This window comes from Lysobacter sp. DMC104, from assembly GCF_056313665.1.
Map to the genome: position 1 here is coordinate 67,752 of NZ_JBQUZW010000015.1, position 15,857 is coordinate 83,608.

The window sequence follows — 15,857 nt, forward strand, 5'->3', positions numbered from 1 at the left end:
GCGGGCAAGTCATTGAATGGCGTGGCACTTCCGACGCCGGCCACATAACAGTCGATGAAGCCGTGCGCTTGAACCTGAACACAATGGCCAGAATGGGCCAGAGGATTTTGACGAGAGGAAACCTTGCAGAGATCTCATGACCAGCACCTTCTAGCGCTTGAGGTGTATGAGCGAAGATCCAGTCATGGCGGGCGTGGCTGCTGCGTCGCTGCCCCTTGTCTTTTAATGCAAAATCGAGGGCGACGGACGTGACACGATGCCACCGCGGGTGGTGGCAGGCCTTAGTATGGTGGTGGACTTTGGAGGTTCGTGTATGCCCAACCGCATTGCCGACGTGCTGTCGCGCGACGCTCCAAATCCGCCGATCGGCGTGCGTCTGATGTCGTATGCCCGCACACAATTGGAGCAGGCGCAGACCGAGCTTGGCCGTGAAGGTGAGGGCCGGCATGAAGGCATCCACCAAGCACGAAAATGCATTCGTCGCGCGCGAGCCGCGCTCGCGCTTGGCGCTCGCGTGCTTGGTCAAAAGGCGGAAGTTCTGGATGACGAACTGCGTCGGCTGTGCCGTGGCCTGTCGTACCTGCGGGATGCGCAAGCACTCGTCGAGGTCTTGAATCGACTGGATGCGCAGCATTCGCAGGATGCCGGTCGAGCGTTGTTGTCGGCGGCGGAGCAACGCGCACGGCAGCGCCGGGATGAGATCCTAGAACGCGCTCTTGTTCGGGATCCGGCGTTCATGGCGCGTCGGCTCCGGCTGCAGGGCATGCAACAACGTCTGAAGTTTCCGGATGACGGTTCGCTGGAAGAAGACGACGTCTTGTGTGAGATTGAACGCAGCCGGCGCCGTGTCGACAAAGCGGCAAGGCAGGTCAAGAAGCATCCGGGCGACGATGATGCCTGGCACGTCTATCGACGGCGTCTCCGCCGTTTGCGTCAGCAAGACACGCTTTTGAACGACATGCTGCCCGCACGGTGTCTGTCGAAAAAGTGGCATCGCGATCTGGCCGATGCATTGGGGGAATCGCAGGACGATGTGCTGCTGCTGCGCTACTGCGGCAGGGGCTCGCCGTTCACGGTGGATCAGAGAAAACTCTTGCGGGCCATCGCGCAAGAACGTCTGCGACACACGCGAAGTGACGAATCCGCCCACGATTGGAGTCGATAGCGATGACCGATATTGAACTCCGCATACAGACCATGGATCAACTGTTCGACAGTCTCGATCCGGCTCCATTCCATGCCAAGGCCCTCGATCGGAATGCCGATACTTATCTGCTGGAGAGTGCCGCAGAGCACGGTGCGCGTCAGGCATTGACCATCGTAATCCACGCGCCGTCGGACCTCGCGGCGCATTTCGACGACATCGTCACCGCCATCCACGAGCATTTCGCGCTCGCGCACCAGCAAGCCGAACGCCGCCACCGCTACCGGCGTCGTATCGGTCGCATCGCGCTGTTGGCAGGTGCTGCCACATTGGCGGTCGCGCTGCTGCTTCGGCGATTGGTGGAAAGCATCGGCGGACCTTTGGGTGCCGTGTTGGCGGAAGGTCTGCTGATTCTCGCCTGGGTCGCGTTGTGGCGTCCGATCGAAACCATCGGCTTCGATTCCTGGGAGAGCCGCGAACAGCGGCGCGTGTTGTTGATGCTTTCACGAGTGCCTGTGCGATTCGTGGCGGCGGGCGCCATGCCGAATTCGCAGAAGGGAACAGTGGCATCGCCGAACGATCAACGATGATCGACGGCGCCGGATTCGAGAGCATCTCCTGCCATGGCCGGGCGTCCGCGCCAAGTTTGGCGAGAGGCGAGGCTTCATGAGGATGGAGTCGATAGACGCTGCATTTTCGTTTCTTGAAATCCATCGAAAATTTTGAATGAAGTGTCTCGATCTGTGAGACTGCCGGCCACTAGCGTGGCCCGCCACTACTCTCGTCTCGTCATATGATGCGATCGGGGAGAGAAGCTTCAGCCAACAGGGGATGGCATGCGGCGGTTCTACGCACACTCGACCGATCGGCAGGACAAGCAGGACTGGCAGCCGCTCGATGAGCACCTGATCGGTGTCGGCGCACGGGCGCGTGCAGCGGCGGATGCCTTCGGTGCGGGTGCGCTGGCCGAAGCCGCGGGCCTGCTGCACGACCTGGGCAAGTACACGGAGGGGTTCCAGGCACGGCTGGAGGGGAAGGCGCCGAGACTCGATCACGCGACGCACGGCGCGTGCGAGATCATCGCCCGCTATCCCCGGATCGCGCCGGTGATGCACCTGCTGGCCTATGCCATTGCCGGCCATCACGCCGGGTTGGCCAATGGCCGCAGCGGGGAAGGGCGGCGCACGCCGCTTGCAGACCGATTGTTGAAACCGCTTCCGCCTCTGCTCGACGATTGGCAAAGCGAACTGTGTTTGCCGTCCGAAGAGGCGCTGGTCGCGTCCGCCATGCGTTTCAAGCCGGCGACGCAGCGCGCCGGCTTCCAGTTGGCGTTCCTCGTCCGCATGCTGTTCTCTGCGCTGGTCGACGCCGATTACCTCGACACCGAGGCGTTCTACCGTCGCATCGACGGCCGGCCGTCGCCGCACGACGCGCCGCCTCCCACCTTGGAAGCGCTGCGTGATCGACTGGATGCCTACCTCGCGCAACTGGCGGGCGGTGGGGACGGCGAGGTGCACCGGTTGCGTCAGGAGGTGCTGGGTGATGTGCGCGCCGGTGCCGCGCGTGCACCGGGACTGTTCTCGCTGACCGTGCCGACCGGTGGCGGCAAGACACTCGCCTCCATGGCCTTCGCGCTCGACCATGCCATCGCGCATGGATTGCGGCGCGTCATCTACGTGATCCCCTTCACCAGCATCATCGAGCAGAACGCGGCGGTCTTCCGCCGGGCTTTCGGCGACCTGGGCGACGCGGCGGTGCTCGAACATCACAGTGCGCTGGCCGACGATCCCGCACAGGCGCCGGAAGCGCAGGAAAAGCTGCATCGGGCGATGGAAAACTGGGGCGCGCCGATCGTCGTCACTACCGCCGTGCAGTTCTTCGAGAGTCTGTTCGCCGATCGGCCGTCGCGCTGCCGCAAGTTGCACGCCATCGCCGGCAGCGTCGTCGTGCTGGACGAGGCGCAGATGCTGCCGCCGGCGCTGCTGCGGCCCTGCGTGGCGGCGATCGACGAACTCGCGTTCAACTATCGCGCCAGCGTCGTGCTTTGCACCGCGACCCAGCCGGCGTTGCGTCGCGAGGATGGCTTCGTGGACGGACTCGACGGCGTGCGCGAACTGGTCGCCGACCCGCCTGCGCTGTATCGCCGGTTGCAGCGCGTCCGGGTCCGCGACATCGGACCGTGCGACGACGCAGACCTGGCGCAGCGGTTGCGCGAACGCCCGCAGGTCCTGTGCATCGTCAACTCGCGCCGGCATGCCCGCGCGCTTTACGAACGGATCGCCGATTGCGCGGGTGCCGTGCACCTGAGCACGCTGATGCATGCGCGCCATCGCAGTGCGGTGCTGGTCGAGGTGCGACGTCGCCTGCGCGACGGCGCACCCTGCCGGGTCGTGTCGACCTCGCTGATCGAGGCCGGCGTGGACGTGGACTTTCCGTGCGTGCTGCGCGCGGAGGCGGGCCTTGACGCGATTGCGCAGGCGGCCGGCCGTTGCAATCGCGAGGGGCGCCGCCCGGTCGAGGACAGCGAGGTGCTCGTGTTTTCCTCGTCGGAACACGCACCGCCGCACGAACTGGCCCGTTATGCCCAGGCCTACCGCACCACCGCCCGCCACCACGGGCAGGATCTGCTCGGCCTTGATGCCGTGCGGGCCTACTTCCAGGAGATGTACTGGCAGAAGGGCGACAACGGGCTGGACCAGAAGGGATTGCTGGCGCTGGTGAAGGATTGCCGACACGACAATCTGCCGTTCGAGACCCTCGCGGCCGGCTTCCGGATGATCGACAGCCCGCTGAAGCCGGTGATCGTCCCGTTCGCGGTGACGGTGGATGGGCGTGTCGTTCCGGATGCGATGGCGCAGGAAGCGCTGGCGGCGCTGGAAGCGGGCGATCCCCAGCGTCGCGTCGGCGCCATCGCCCGTGTGCTCCAGCCCTATCTGGTGCAGTTGCCCGAGCCCGCCCTGGCCGACCTGAAGCGATACGGCGCCGTGCAGCCCGTCCGCCCGGAACGCTTCGGCGACGAGCAATTCCTCCGCCTGATGCTGCCGGCGCACTACGACCCGAGGTTCGGGGTGCGCTGGGAAGATGCTACCGAGATTCCGCCCCAAGACTGCATTTTCTAATTCAATGCAATTGTGGCCCGAAGGGTCGCAATTGGTGTTCAATGCAAATGTTACCCGAAGGGTAACCTTGTAATGCTACCTATTGATCTCTGGCGGCGCTTGCGATACGGTGCCGCCAAAAGTGAAGGCCCCAAGCGTCTGCATCGCTTGAGGCCTTCGGGGCAATCAGCGCCTTCGGGTCGAGGGCGGCATAGGTAGCAATGAAGCGCTATCAGAGGAGGACTCAATTTGCCTGGCATGCATCTGACGACAAGATGAGTGCTCGCGGTTTACCCCGCGCAACCTGATCACGTTGCGCGGGGTAAACCCTAAAACATCGAAGTGCCAGGCGCAATTGACTTCACAGCCGCATCCGAATCAGGTGGTGCGTGGATAGAAACAATGCGAGTGTCCCCCGCAGGGCGCTTGAGGTGCTGAGGCCCCCTGCCGATGCAAATCGGCAGGGGGCGTGAAAAGGAATACCAAAACAAAGTCACAGGGGAGTTCGTCATGTCCTACGGCATCCGCCTCCACGTCTGGGGCGATCGCGCCTGTTTCACCCGGCCGGAGATGAAGGTCGAGCGCGTGTCCTACGACGTCATCACGCCGTCCGCGGCGCGCGGCATCCTCGAAGCGATCCACTGGAAGCCGGCCATCCGCTGGCACGTGGACCGCATCCAGGTGCTCAAGCCCGTCCGTTTCGAGTCGATCCGGCGCAACGAGGTGGGCGGCAAGTTGTCGGCCGCCGCGGTGGTCAAGGCCATGAAGGCCGGGCGGACCGAGGGACTGGCGACGGTGATCGAGGACGATCGCCAGCAACGCGCCGCGACCGTCCTGCGCGACGTGGCCTACGTGATCCATGCGCACTTCGACCTCACTGATCGCGCGGGACCCGACGACAACGTCGGCAAGCACCTGGACATTTTCAACCGCCGTGCACGCAAGGGGCAGACGTTCCATGCGCCGTGCCTGGGCACGCGCGAGTTCCCGGCGGCGTTCGCGCTTGTCGAGGCAGACACCGATGTGCCGGGCGTCGATCCCGCACTCTCCGGCGAACGGGATCTGGGCTGGATGCTGCACGACATCGATTTCTCCGACGGCAAGACGCCCCGTTTTTTCCGCGCGCGGATGATCGACGGCCTCATCGAGGTGCCGCCGTTCGACGGCGAGGGGGTGCGGGCATGATCCTGACCGCGCTGAACGACTATTACCAACACCTGCTCGCGGCACGGACGCCGGGCCTGTCCGCATCCGGCTACAGCCAGGAAAAGATTTCGTACGCCCTTGTCCTCGATCCGGAAGGGCGTCTGGTCTCGGTGGACGACCTGCGTGATCTGTCGGGCAAGAAGCCGATGCCGAAATCGCTGAGCGTGCCGCAACCGGAAAAGCGCACGGCCGGCATTCGTGCGAATCGGCTCTGGGACAAGACCAGCTACGTGCTCGGTGTCAGCGCGACCAGCAAGCGTGCCGATCAGGAACACGCGGCGTTCAAGGACCTGCATCTCGACATGCTGGCCGGCACCGATGATCCGGGGCTGCAAGCACTGGCGGCGTTCCTCGCCGCGTGGACACCCGCAGCCTTCGCCGAAGACCTGCGCTTCAAGCCTGAAATGCTCGACGCCAACGTCGTCTTCCGGCTCGATGGCGAGCGCGGCTACCTCCACGATCGTCCTGCGGCGCGGGCCTTGCTTGATCGGCCTGCGGAGGAGGGCGGAACGACGCGCACGGGCCTGTGCCTGGTCACGGGGCAACGCCTGCCGCTGGCGCGGCTGCATCCGGCGATCAAGGGCGTCAACGGCGCGCAGAGTTCCGGCGCATCCATCGTCTCGTTCAACCTCGACGCCTTCACGTCCTACGGCAAGGACCAGGGCGAGAACGCGCCGATCTCGGAACAGGCCGCCTTCGGTTACACGACGGCGCTCAATCACCTGCTGCGCCGCGAGCCCGACAACCGCCAGCGGTTGCAGATCGGCGACGCCACCGTGGTGTTCTGGGCCATCGCCGCGCGCGACGGTGAGGCCCGGCAGGCGGAAAGCCTGTTCGACGTGATGATGAATCCCCCGTCCGAGGATGGGCCCGAGATCGCGCGCCTCCGCACGGCCCTCGTGCAGATCCGCGACATGGAAGCGCGCGACGACCTCGATCCCGGCCTCGCCGCGGGCACGCGCCTGTACGTCCTCGGGCTGGCGCCGAATGCGTCGCGCCTGTCGATCCGTTTCTGGCTGACCGACGACATGCGCGCATTCGCGCGCCGGCTCGCCGATCACTACGCCGACCTCGAACTGCAACCGACGCCGTGGAAAACCCCGCCGCCGCTGTGGCGGTTGCTGCTCGCCACCGCGCCGAGTCTGCAAGGCAAGGCCAAGAGCGAGGACGTGCCGCCGTTGCTGGCCGGCGAAATCACGCGCGCGATCCTCGCCGGCACCGCCTATCCGCAAAGCCTGCTCGACGTGCTGGTGATGCGCATGCGCGCCGATCACGACGTGTCGGGCATCCGCGCCGCGCTGTGCAAGGCCGTGCTCGCCCGCCGTTCCCGACTGCATTCCCAAGACAGGAGTCCTCCCGTGAGTCTCGATACCGCCAACACCGAACGCGGCTACGTCCTCGGTCGACTGTTCTCGCTGCTGGAAAACGCCCAGCGCGCTGCATTGGGCGACAAGCTCAACGCCACCATCCGCGACCGCTACTACGGCGCCGCGTCGGCCACGCCCGCCAACGTCTTCCCCGTGCTGCTGCGCAATACGCAGCACCACCTCAGCCGACTGCGCAAGGACAAGCCGGGGTTGGCGGTGACGCTGGAAAAGGACATCGGCGAGACCATCGCCCTGCTCGACGGGTTCCCGCGCAGCCTGCGCATCGAGTCGCAGGGCAATTTCGCCATCGGCTACTACCACCAGACCCAGGCGCGCTTCGCCGGCCGCGGCGACGCGCAGGACCAGGACAAGCAAGACGATCACGAAGATCACGAAGATCACGACGACAACGGAGAAGCATGATGACCGCGATCCAGAACCGCTACGAATTCGTTTACCTGTTCGACGTCGCCAACGGCAATCCCAACGGCGACCCCGACGCGGGCAACCTGCCGAGGCTCGACCCCGAGACCAATCGCGGCCTCGTCACCGATGTCGCGCTCAAGCGCAAGATCCGCAACTACGTGGCGCTGGAAAAAGAGGGAGCGCCCGGGTTCGCGATCTACATGCAGGAACGGTCGATCCTCAACAACCAGCACAAGCAGGCCTATGCCGCGCTGTCGATCGAACACGAGGCGAAGAAGCTGCCGAAGGACGAGGCCAAGGCCCGCGAACTGACCGCCTGGATGTGCGCCAACTTCTTCGACGTGCGGACGTTCGGCGCGGTGATGACCACCGAAGTGAACGCCGGCCAGGTGCGTGGCCCGGTCCAACTGGCGTTCGCGACCTCGGTCGAGCCCGTCGTGCCGCTGGAAGTGTCGATCACCCGCGTTGCCGTCACCAACGAGAAGGACCTGGAGAAGGAACGTACGATGGGTCGCAAGCACATCCTGCCGTACGGACTCTATCGTGCGCATGGGTTCGTGTCCGCCAAGCTGGCCGAGCGGTCTGGCTTCTCCGAAGACGACCTCGCGCTGCTGTGGCGCTCGCTGATCAATCTGTTCGAGCACGATCGCTCCGCCGCCCGCGGCGAGATGGCGGCGCGTCGTCTGATCGTCTTCAAGCATGAGCATCCGATGGGCAATGCACCGGCGCACACGTTGTTCGAGCGGGTGACGGTGAAGCGCAACGGCGACGACAGCGCCCCCGCGCGCAGCTTCTCCGACTATGTCGTCGGTATCGATCGCGAGGGATTGCAGGCGGGGGTCGAGATCGTCGAGATCCTCTGACCGCAGGGTCGACTGAAGGAGGAGGGCGCGGAATGGAGGACGACGACGGCATTCCCATTTCCGCGCTCCAGCACTACGTGTATTGCCCCCGGCAGTGCGCGTTGATCCATCTGGAGCGCGCCTGGGCCGAAAGCCGCGAGACGGCCGAGGGCCGGCTGCTGCATACGCGAACCGACCAGCCGATGGCCGAACGCCGGCGTGGCGTCCGCACGGTCACCGCGATGCCGTTGTCGCATCGCGGATTGCGGCTCGTCGGCGTGGCCGATGCGGTCGAGTTCCATCGCGAGGGCGGGGGAGAACGCGCCTTCCCCGTCGAGTACAAGCGCGGGCGGCCCAAGCCGCATCGTGCCGACGAGATCCAGCTCTGCGCGCAAGCGCTGTGCCTGGAGGACATGCTCGGCACGGACGTTCCCGCCGGTGCGCTGTTCTACGGCAAGACACGTCGGCGCAAGGAGGTCGTGTTCGATGCGGCCCTGCGCGCGCTGACCGAGGAGACGGTGCGCGACGTCCAGACGATGCTCGCGTCGGGTCGGACCCCGCACGCGACGTACGAATCGAAGCGCTGCGACGCCTGCTCGCTGATCGACCTGTGCCAACCGCGATGGCTGGCGCAGGGCGAGGGCGTCGACGCCTGGTTGCGGACGCAATTGGAGGGATGAGATGCGCAAACAGCTCAACACGCTGTACGCGACCACCGAAGGCGCTTGGCTGCGCAAGGATGGCGCCAATGTCGTCATGGAAGTCGACCAGCAGGAACGCGCCCGCATTCCCGCGCACCTGCTGGAAGGCATGGTCTGCTTCGGCCGGATCGGCGTGTCGCCGCAGTTGCTCGGCTTCTGCATGGAGGCAGGCATCACCGTCACCTACCTGACGCCGAACGGGCGCTTCTACGCCCGTGTCGAAGGACCGGTGTCCGGCAATGTCCTGCTGCGCCGGGCGCAGTACCGCCGAAGCGAGGATGCTCCGGGCTGTGCGTCGATCGTGCGCAATCTCCTGGCCGGCAAGATCCACAACCAGCGCGCCGTGCTTGCCCGCGGCTGGCGCGACCGTGGCGATCGCCTGCCGGATGCGATCGCCTTCCGGCATGCACTGAAACGATTGAAGCGCATTCCGCAGCGGCTGATGGCGGTCACGGATGTCGACATCCTCCGTGGTCTGGAAGGCGAGGCCGCACAGGCCTACTTCTCGGTGTTCGACCAGTTGATCGCCGCGGACCAGCCGGAAATGCGCTTCTCCGGCCGCAATCGACGGCCGCCCCGCGATGCGTTCAATGCGCTGCTGTCCTTCCTCTACACGCTGTTGACCCATGATTGCCGCAGCGCACTGGAAACCGTCGGGCTGGACCCGGCCGTGGGTTTCCTGCACCGGGACCGACCGGGACGACCGAGCCTTGCCCTCGATCTGGCCGAGGAGTTCCGGCCGCTGCTCGGGGAGCGACTGGCCTTGTCGCTCGTGAATCGCAAACAGCTTTCCGCTCGCGACTTCCGCACGATGGACAACGGCGCAGTGCTGCTGAGCGACGACGCCCGGAAGGCCGTGCTTGTCGCGTACCAGGAGCGCAAGCGGGAAGAACTTGGCCACCCGTTCATTGGCGAGAAGGTGCCGATCGGCCTGTTGCCCTACCTCCAGGCGCAGTTGCTCGCCCGCCACCTCCGTGGTGATCTGGACGGCTATCCGCCTTTCCTCTGGAAGTGAACAGCGCACCGCACTGAACCGGGAGAGGTCCCATGCTGGTATTGGTGAGCTACGACGTGAGCACGATCGACGATGGCGGCAAGGCCCGTTTGCGTCGCGTCGCCAAGGCATGCCGGGATTTCGGGCAGCGCGTGCAATACTCGGTGTTCGAGATCGAAGTGAACCCGGCGCAGTGGACCCTGCTGCGACAGCGCCTGTGCGAGCTGATCGATCCAACGCAGGACAGCCTGCGGTTCTACTTCCTCGGCGCCAACTGGCGCGGCAAGATCGAGCATGTCGGCGCCAAGCCGGCCACGGACTTCTCCGCGCCTCTCGTCTACTGACCCGCGAACCCGAAGCGTCCGGCCGTTTCCCGGCAGGTTCGCGCATCACCAAGTGATTGATTCATCTGGCACGAAATGCCTGAAGGCTTCGCCTCCATGGCGTGATGCCTCCCCGCGCGCGAGGTTCGCGGAAGTCGACGGATTCTTCCTTGTGGCGCAAGCCTTTACCATGACGAGGTCGCGCCCCTCGCGGGCGCGTGGATTGAAACACGATGTGGGCGGCCACGAGGGCCTGCCGGATCCCGGTCGCGCCCCTCGCGGGCGCGTGGATTGAAACAGCTGCGGCAACGCTTTGCCGTCACCGTCGCCGGTCGCGCCCCTCGCGGGCGCGTGGATTGAAACCTGGCATGGTCTTATTCCGTCGACACGTGGCGCCCGGTCGCGCCCCTCGCGGGCGCGTGGATTGAAACGACGTAAATCGGCACCATCTGCGCCATCGCATCCGTCGCGCCCCTCGCGGGCGCGTGGATTGAAACCGTTTCTCGGTCTGTACGGGAGATGCGCGGCCATCGTCGCGCCCCTCGCGGGCGCGTGGATTGAAACCACCGCCGTATGCGTGTTGTTCGCAACCGTGTGGGGTCGCGCCCCTCGCGGGCGCGTGGATTGAAACAACACCACGCCTGATTCAATGACCGCTGCAGATCGTCGCGCCCCTCGCGGGCGCGTGGATTGAAACCACATCTTCGCGATGCCCTACACGGACGCGGCAAAGTCGCGCCCCTCGCGGGCGCGTGGATTGAAACCTTGGCCAGCTTCTCGTACTCGGCAGCGGAGGCGAGTCGCGCCCCTCGCGGGCGCGTGGATTGAAACTCCAGCCGGTCTCGGAGGATGTCGGCGTGGGTGCGTCGCGCCCCTCGCGGGCGCGTGGATTGAAACCAGCGCGAATGCCTCCCGACGGCGCCGGGCGGCTGTCGCGCCCCTCGCGGGCGCGTGGATTGAAACCTCGGCGTATACGCGGAGGCCGCGGCGTGAGGCCGTCGCGCCCCTCGCGGGCGCGTGGATTGAAACAAACCTTTTCGTGAATTTTCGCGAAGGCCCTGGAAGGTCGCGCCCCTCGCGGGCGCGTGGATTGAAACGTGCTGCTGTGGCGCGGGTCGATCGATCAGTGGTGTCGCGCCCCTCGCGGGCGCGTGGATTGAAACTTCATTGCTGCGCCTCTCCAAGCACACGCCAACCGCCGTCGCGCCCCTCGCGGGCGCGTGGATTGAAACCGACTGCTTTCGACGTTGGTTCCAGCGGCGGTCTTGTCGCGCCCCTCGCGGGCGCGTGGATTGAAACACCGAAGCACGCAAGGGCGACTGGTTTGTCGTCGCGCCCCTCGCGGGCGCGTGGATTGAAACCAGAGCATGCGCGCGGCCTTCGGCCCGGTGCTTGGGTCGCGCCCCTCGCGGGCGCGTGGATTGAAACGTCTGCACGAACCCGGACTGCTGCGACCCGGAGAGTCGCGCCCCTCGCGGGCGCGTGGATTGAAACACCACCGACGCCGTCCCGGCGTAACCGAGGCCACGTCGCGCCCCTCGCGGGCGCGTGGATTGAAACGTCAGCTTGAGCTTGCCGTCTTCAATCGTTACCGTCGCGCCCCTCGCGGGCGCGTGGATTGAAACTGTATTGCGATTGTCGCTATCTGCGTTTCTTGCACGTCGCGCCCCTCGCGGGCGCGTGGATTGAAACATGATCCGCCGTGTCGTCATGACCAGGCCTCCGGAGTCGCGCCCCTCGCGGGCGCGTGGATTGAAACCTCGCGTTCCGGAAGGGGGGAGCCGAACGCATCGTCGCGCCCCTCGCGGGCGCGTGGATTGAAACCTCTTTGCTTCCGAACATGTCGAATTGGTGGCGTCGCGCCCCTCGCGGGCGCGTGGATTGAAACTTGGCCGGCTTGAACAGGCCGAGATAACCCAACGGTCGCGCCCCTCGCGGGCGCGTGGATTGAAACAATGAAGGCGAGCGTCTTGTCGAACGTCATTCCGGGTCGCGCCCCTCGCGGGCGCGTGGATTGAAACAAATGGCATAAGAGGCGTTCCAGAAGACAGTGAAGGTCGCGCCCCTCGCGGGCGCGTGGATTGAAACCTTCGCCATCGCGAACAGCTCTCGGCGCAGCCCGGTCGCGCCCCTCGCGGGCGCGTGGATTGAAACCTGTCGACCGCCGCGAAGAGCGGTGTTGAATACCGTCGCGCCCCTCGCGGGCGCGTGGATTGAAACTTGACGGCATCGTCGAAGGTGATCTTGATTGCCCCGGGTCGCGCCCCTCGCGGGCGCGTGGATTGAAACCACGAATCGACGACGGCGATGTTTCCTCATCCGCGTCGCGCCCCTCGCGGGCGCGTGGATTGAAACTCACAGCTGCCGTTCGACTGGGAGCCGGTGAAGCGGTCGCGCCCCTCGCGGGCGCGTGGATTGAAACATGTTCGCCGACACGACGCTGAAGGTGATCCGCGTCGCGCCCCTCGCGGGCGCGTGGATTGAAACACCGCGTGCGCGCGCATCAACCTCGGGCTGGACGGTCGCGCCCCTCGCGGGCGCGTGGATTGAAACTTCGCCAGCGCTGACGGTGCCGTCGATGTGTTCCAGTCGCGCCCCTCGCGGGCGCGTGGATTGAAACACGCGCATAGGCGAGCATCACGCCCTTTGCGGCATGTCGCGCCCCTCGCGGGCGCGTGGATTGAAACAAGCAGCTGCGCGCCCGCCCACGGTGACCACGCCGTCGCGCCCCTCGCGGGCGCGTGGATTGAAACGACATCGCCCGACGCACCGAAGTCAGCAGGATCGGGTCGCGCCCCTCGCGGGCGCGTGGATTGAAACACCCAAACGACTTTGGCAACGATAGGCACTGAATGGTCGCGCCCCTCGCGGGCGCGTGGATTGAAACAGCGCGTCCCACTCGGTCATTTTCTTGACCCGCCAGTCGCGCCCCTCGCGGGCGCGTGGATTGAAACCACATTTCAGCGCGACGGTTAAACGGCTGACCACGTCGCGCCCCTCGCGGGCGCGTGGATTGAAACGCCCAGAACGGCGCCGGCATCCATCGGCTGAATGAGTCGCGCCCCTCGCGGGCGCGTGGATTGAAACCCTTCAAGAGCAAGAACAGGCGCCTGACGGCGAGGTCGCGCCCCTCGCGGGCGCGTGGATTGAAACCGGCAGAATGCGCATGCCCTTGACGCCAGACCGCTGGTCGCGCCCCTCGCGGGCGCGTGGATTGAAACTGCGTGGGCGACATCTGCAGCGGCCAGCACGCCGTCGCGCCCCTCGCGGGCGCGTGGATTGAAACCGATTCAGCGATACCGGCGGCACCCTGCGCGACTGTCGCGCCCCTCGCGGGCGCGTGGATTGAAACTTCAGCCGACTCACCTGAGCCTTGCTGACCCCGGGTCGCGCCCCTCGCGGGCGCGTGGATTGAAACGTTATGTGCGACGGCACGGCGATCAAGGCCGGCGTCGCGCCCCTCGCGGGCGCGTGGATTGAAACCACCGCCGTATGCGTGTTGTTCGCAACCGTGTGGGGTCGCGCCCCTCGCGGGCGCGTGGATTGAAACAACACCACGCCTGATTCAATGACCGCTGCAGATCGTCGCGCCCCTCGCGGGCGCGTGGATTGAAACTTCAACTACACCCCGTTGGGCAATGCCGACGGAACGTCGCGCCCCTCGCGGGCGCGTGGATTGAAACGCCAGCAATGGAAAACACTTCGCGCGATTCCACTGTGTCGCGCCCCTCGCGGGCGCGTGGATTGAAACACTTATAGCGGCACGTCGCGCAAGGTTCGCCACACGTCGCGCCCCTCGCGGGCGCGTGGATTGAAACCGCAGCTTCGGCGCCGACGCGCTCGACAAGCCGCCGTCGCGCCCCTCGCGGGCGCGTGGATTGAAACTCCGCCACGCTGGTGATCCCCAGTGGCATCACATCGTCGCGCCCCTCGCGGGCGCGTGGATTGAAACTGGTGACGGGTCAGGCGGTCAAGGGCGCTCATCGGGGTCGCGCCCCTCGCGGGCGCGTGGATTGAAACGGCAGCAACCTCGCCACCCGCGTCGCCACCGGCGCCGTCGCGCCCCTCGCGGGCGCGTGGATTGAAACATCCTGTCCGGCGCCGGCCGCCTGCGCATCATCCCGTCGCGCCCCTCGCGGGCGCGTGGATTGAAACGTGACCAGGTCCAGCGAACCGAACAGGACCGCCACGTCGCGCCCCTCGCGGGCGCGTGGATTGAAACCCATGCCGGTCTCCGGTGTCGGGTTGGTTGGGTGGTCGCGCCCCTCGCGGGCGCGTGGATTGAAACGATGCCGATGAAGCGCCGACCGAGGTCATGGCAGGGTCGCGCCCCTCGCGGGCGCGTGGATTGAAACGCCTGCAGCAGGGCCTGCACCAGCCCGCCCGTCGCGCCCCTCGCGGGCGCGTGGATTGAAACGCTCCTGACTGGCGTTCCCGGCGCGGGGAAGTCGTTGTCGCGCCCCTCGCGGGCGCGTGGATTGAAACACGGATGACCCAGCCGGCGCCCTCGATAGCCAGCTGGTCGCGCCCCTCGCGGGCGCGTGGATTGAAACCCGCAGATGGTTGGGGAGTTCGTCGGCAGGACACTGTCGCGCCCCTCGCGGGCGCGTGGATTGAAACTCCGGTGGAAAAAAACAAGCCCGGACATGCCGGGGTCGCGCCCCTCGCGGGCGCGTGGATTGAAACCGTCCCATGGACTTCCTCCGCGGCATGTACCCCGTGTCGCGCCCCTCGCGGGCGCGTGGATTGAAACGCGGTGTAGCCGCGGCCGGCGCGGTCGCCGTCCAGTCGCGCCCCTCGCGGGCGCGTGGATTGAAACGTGTCCTTCTGCGTGTACCCGATTCCCCGCTCGTCGTCGCGCCCCTCGCGGGCGCGTGGATTGAAACTGCAGGCCGCGGTCATCGAAGCCGATCACCACAAAGTCGCGCCCCTCGCGGGCGCGTGGATTGAAACGTCCGCCCCGCGCCGGGGAGTGGTACATCTCGGGCGCGGTCGCGCCCCTCGCGGGCGCGTGGATTGAAACCTCGTCGAGGACCACTCGAAGACCAGGCAGTGGGCGTCGCGCCCCTCGCGGGCGCGTGGATTGAAACGTCGACGCAAGCCCGCGCGGATCCAGCTCGACGCAGTCGCGCCCCTCGCGGGCGCGTGGATTGAAACCGACGACAACGCCGGTTCGGTCGGCATGGTTCGGGTCGCGCCCCTCGCGGGCGCGTGGATTGAAACCGATGCGTGCGGAGCTCGACGAGCGGAACGCGCCAGGTGTCGCGCCCCTCGCGGGCGCGTGGATTGAAACTCCGCGGGGTCGACCTTGGATTTCGCTTTCCACCGGTCGCGCCCCTCGCGGGCGCGTGGATTGAAACGTCGACAATGCCGCGAATCGTTCGTGGAACGCATATGGTCGCGCCCCTCGCGGGCGCGTGGATTGAAACAGCTCGGCAAGCGGCAGCGTGCGCAGGCTGAAGACGTCGCGCCCCTCGCGGGCGCGTGGATTGAAACAGCACCTACACGCTGCGTGCGCAGGGGAAGTCGCGCCCCTCGCGGGCACGTGGATTGAAACCCCACAGGGAACGCCCCAATACCGATTCGGGCGAGTCGCGCCCCTCGCGGGCGCGTGGATTGAAACTCACAGGCCAAGGGCGGCCAGCCGCGAGATCGCGCGGTCGCGCCCCTCGCGGGCGCGTGGATTGAAACCCCACAGGGAACGCCCCAATACCGATTCGGGCGAGTCGCGCCCCTCGCGGGCGCGTGGATTGAAA

At 66.2% G+C, this 15,857-nt stretch carries 9 protein-coding genes and 1 CRISPR repeat array; all 9 genes read left to right on the forward strand.

Annotated elements, in window-relative coordinates:
* Positions 1 to 313 precede the first annotated feature (313 nt).
* The 9 genes from ACT53R_RS17225 (at position 314) to cas2 (ending at position 10,122) form a co-directional block, all read left to right on the forward strand.
* On the forward strand, positions 314 to 1,165 hold the full coding sequence (locus ACT53R_RS17225) for a CHAD domain-containing protein (RefSeq protein ID WP_476173141.1): 852 nt from the start codon (positions 314 to 316) through the stop codon (positions 1,163 to 1,165).
* Positions 1,166 to 1,167: 2 nt separating this feature from the next.
* Positions 1,168 to 1,734, forward strand: coding sequence for a hypothetical protein (locus ACT53R_RS17230; protein WP_476173142.1), 567 nt, complete (start codon positions 1,168 to 1,170; stop codon positions 1,732 to 1,734).
* Between the two features lie 246 nt (positions 1,735 to 1,980).
* Positions 1,981 to 4,263, forward strand: a complete 2,283-nt coding sequence (gene cas3, locus ACT53R_RS17235) for a CRISPR-associated helicase Cas3' (RefSeq protein ID WP_476173143.1) — start codon at positions 1,981 to 1,983, stop codon at positions 4,261 to 4,263.
* Between the two features lie 489 nt (positions 4,264 to 4,752).
* On the forward strand, positions 4,753 to 5,427 hold the full coding sequence (cas5c, locus tag ACT53R_RS17240) for a type I-C CRISPR-associated protein Cas5c (RefSeq protein ID WP_476173144.1): 675 nt from the start codon (positions 4,753 to 4,755) through the stop codon (positions 5,425 to 5,427).
* Positions 5,424 to 7,238, forward strand: coding sequence for a type I-C CRISPR-associated protein Cas8c/Csd1 (gene cas8c, locus ACT53R_RS17245; protein ID WP_476173145.1), 1,815 nt, complete (start codon positions 5,424 to 5,426; stop codon positions 7,236 to 7,238). The genes cas5c and cas8c overlap by 4 nt, the downstream gene beginning before the upstream one ends.
* Positions 7,238 to 8,104 carry a type I-C CRISPR-associated protein Cas7/Csd2 gene (gene cas7c / locus ACT53R_RS17250; protein WP_476173146.1) on the forward strand — a complete coding sequence of 289 codons (867 nt, stop codon included), beginning with the start codon at positions 7,238 to 7,240 and terminating at the stop codon, positions 8,102 to 8,104. Before cas8c ends, cas7c begins: the two co-directional genes overlap by 1 nt.
* 32 nt (positions 8,105 to 8,136) lie before the next feature.
* Positions 8,137 to 8,763: a CRISPR-associated protein Cas4 gene (cas4, locus tag ACT53R_RS17255; RefSeq protein ID WP_476173147.1), complete on the forward strand. Its 627-nt coding sequence runs from the start codon at positions 8,137 to 8,139 to the stop codon at positions 8,761 to 8,763.
* A gap of 1 nt (position 8,764) precedes the next feature.
* Positions 8,765 to 9,799, forward strand: coding sequence for a type I-C CRISPR-associated endonuclease Cas1c (cas1c, locus tag ACT53R_RS17260; RefSeq protein WP_476173148.1), 1,035 nt, complete (start codon positions 8,765 to 8,767; stop codon positions 9,797 to 9,799).
* A gap of 32 nt (positions 9,800 to 9,831) precedes the next feature.
* Complete coding sequence (cas2, locus tag ACT53R_RS17265) at positions 9,832 to 10,122, forward strand: CRISPR-associated endonuclease Cas2 (protein ID WP_476173149.1); 291 nt, start codon at positions 9,832 to 9,834, stop codon at positions 10,120 to 10,122.
* Positions 10,123 to 10,299: 177 nt separating this feature from the next.
* Positions 10,300 to 15,792: a CRISPR direct-repeat array (repeat unit 32 nt; unit sequence GTCGCGCCCCTCGCGGGCGCGTGGATTGAAAC).
* Positions 15,793 to 15,857: the final 65 nt, after the last annotated feature.

What these genes read in the sequence shown, in the direction of transcription:
- cas8c (WP_476173145.1), top strand. Translation starts at nt 5,424, where the DNA reads ATGATCCTGACCGCGCTGAACGACTATTACCAACACCTGCTCGCGGCA.
- cas7c (WP_476173146.1), top strand. Translation starts at nt 7,238, where the DNA reads ATGACCGCGATCCAGAACCGCTACGAATTCGTTTACCTGTTCGACGTC.
- cas3 (WP_476173143.1), top strand. Translation starts at nt 1,981, where the DNA reads ATGCGGCGGTTCTACGCACACTCGACCGATCGGCAGGACAAGCAGGAC.
- cas4 (WP_476173147.1), top strand. Translation starts at nt 8,137, where the DNA reads ATGGAGGACGACGACGGCATTCCCATTTCCGCGCTCCAGCACTACGTG.
- cas5c (WP_476173144.1), top strand. Translation starts at nt 4,753, where the DNA reads ATGTCCTACGGCATCCGCCTCCACGTCTGGGGCGATCGCGCCTGTTTC.
- ACT53R_RS17225 (WP_476173141.1), top strand. Translation starts at nt 314, where the DNA reads ATGCCCAACCGCATTGCCGACGTGCTGTCGCGCGACGCTCCAAATCCG.
- ACT53R_RS17230 (WP_476173142.1), top strand. Translation starts at nt 1,168, where the DNA reads ATGACCGATATTGAACTCCGCATACAGACCATGGATCAACTGTTCGAC.
- cas2 (WP_476173149.1), top strand. Translation starts at nt 9,832, where the DNA reads ATGCTGGTATTGGTGAGCTACGACGTGAGCACGATCGACGATGGCGGC.
- cas1c (WP_476173148.1), top strand. Translation starts at nt 8,765, where the DNA reads ATGCGCAAACAGCTCAACACGCTGTACGCGACCACCGAAGGCGCTTGG.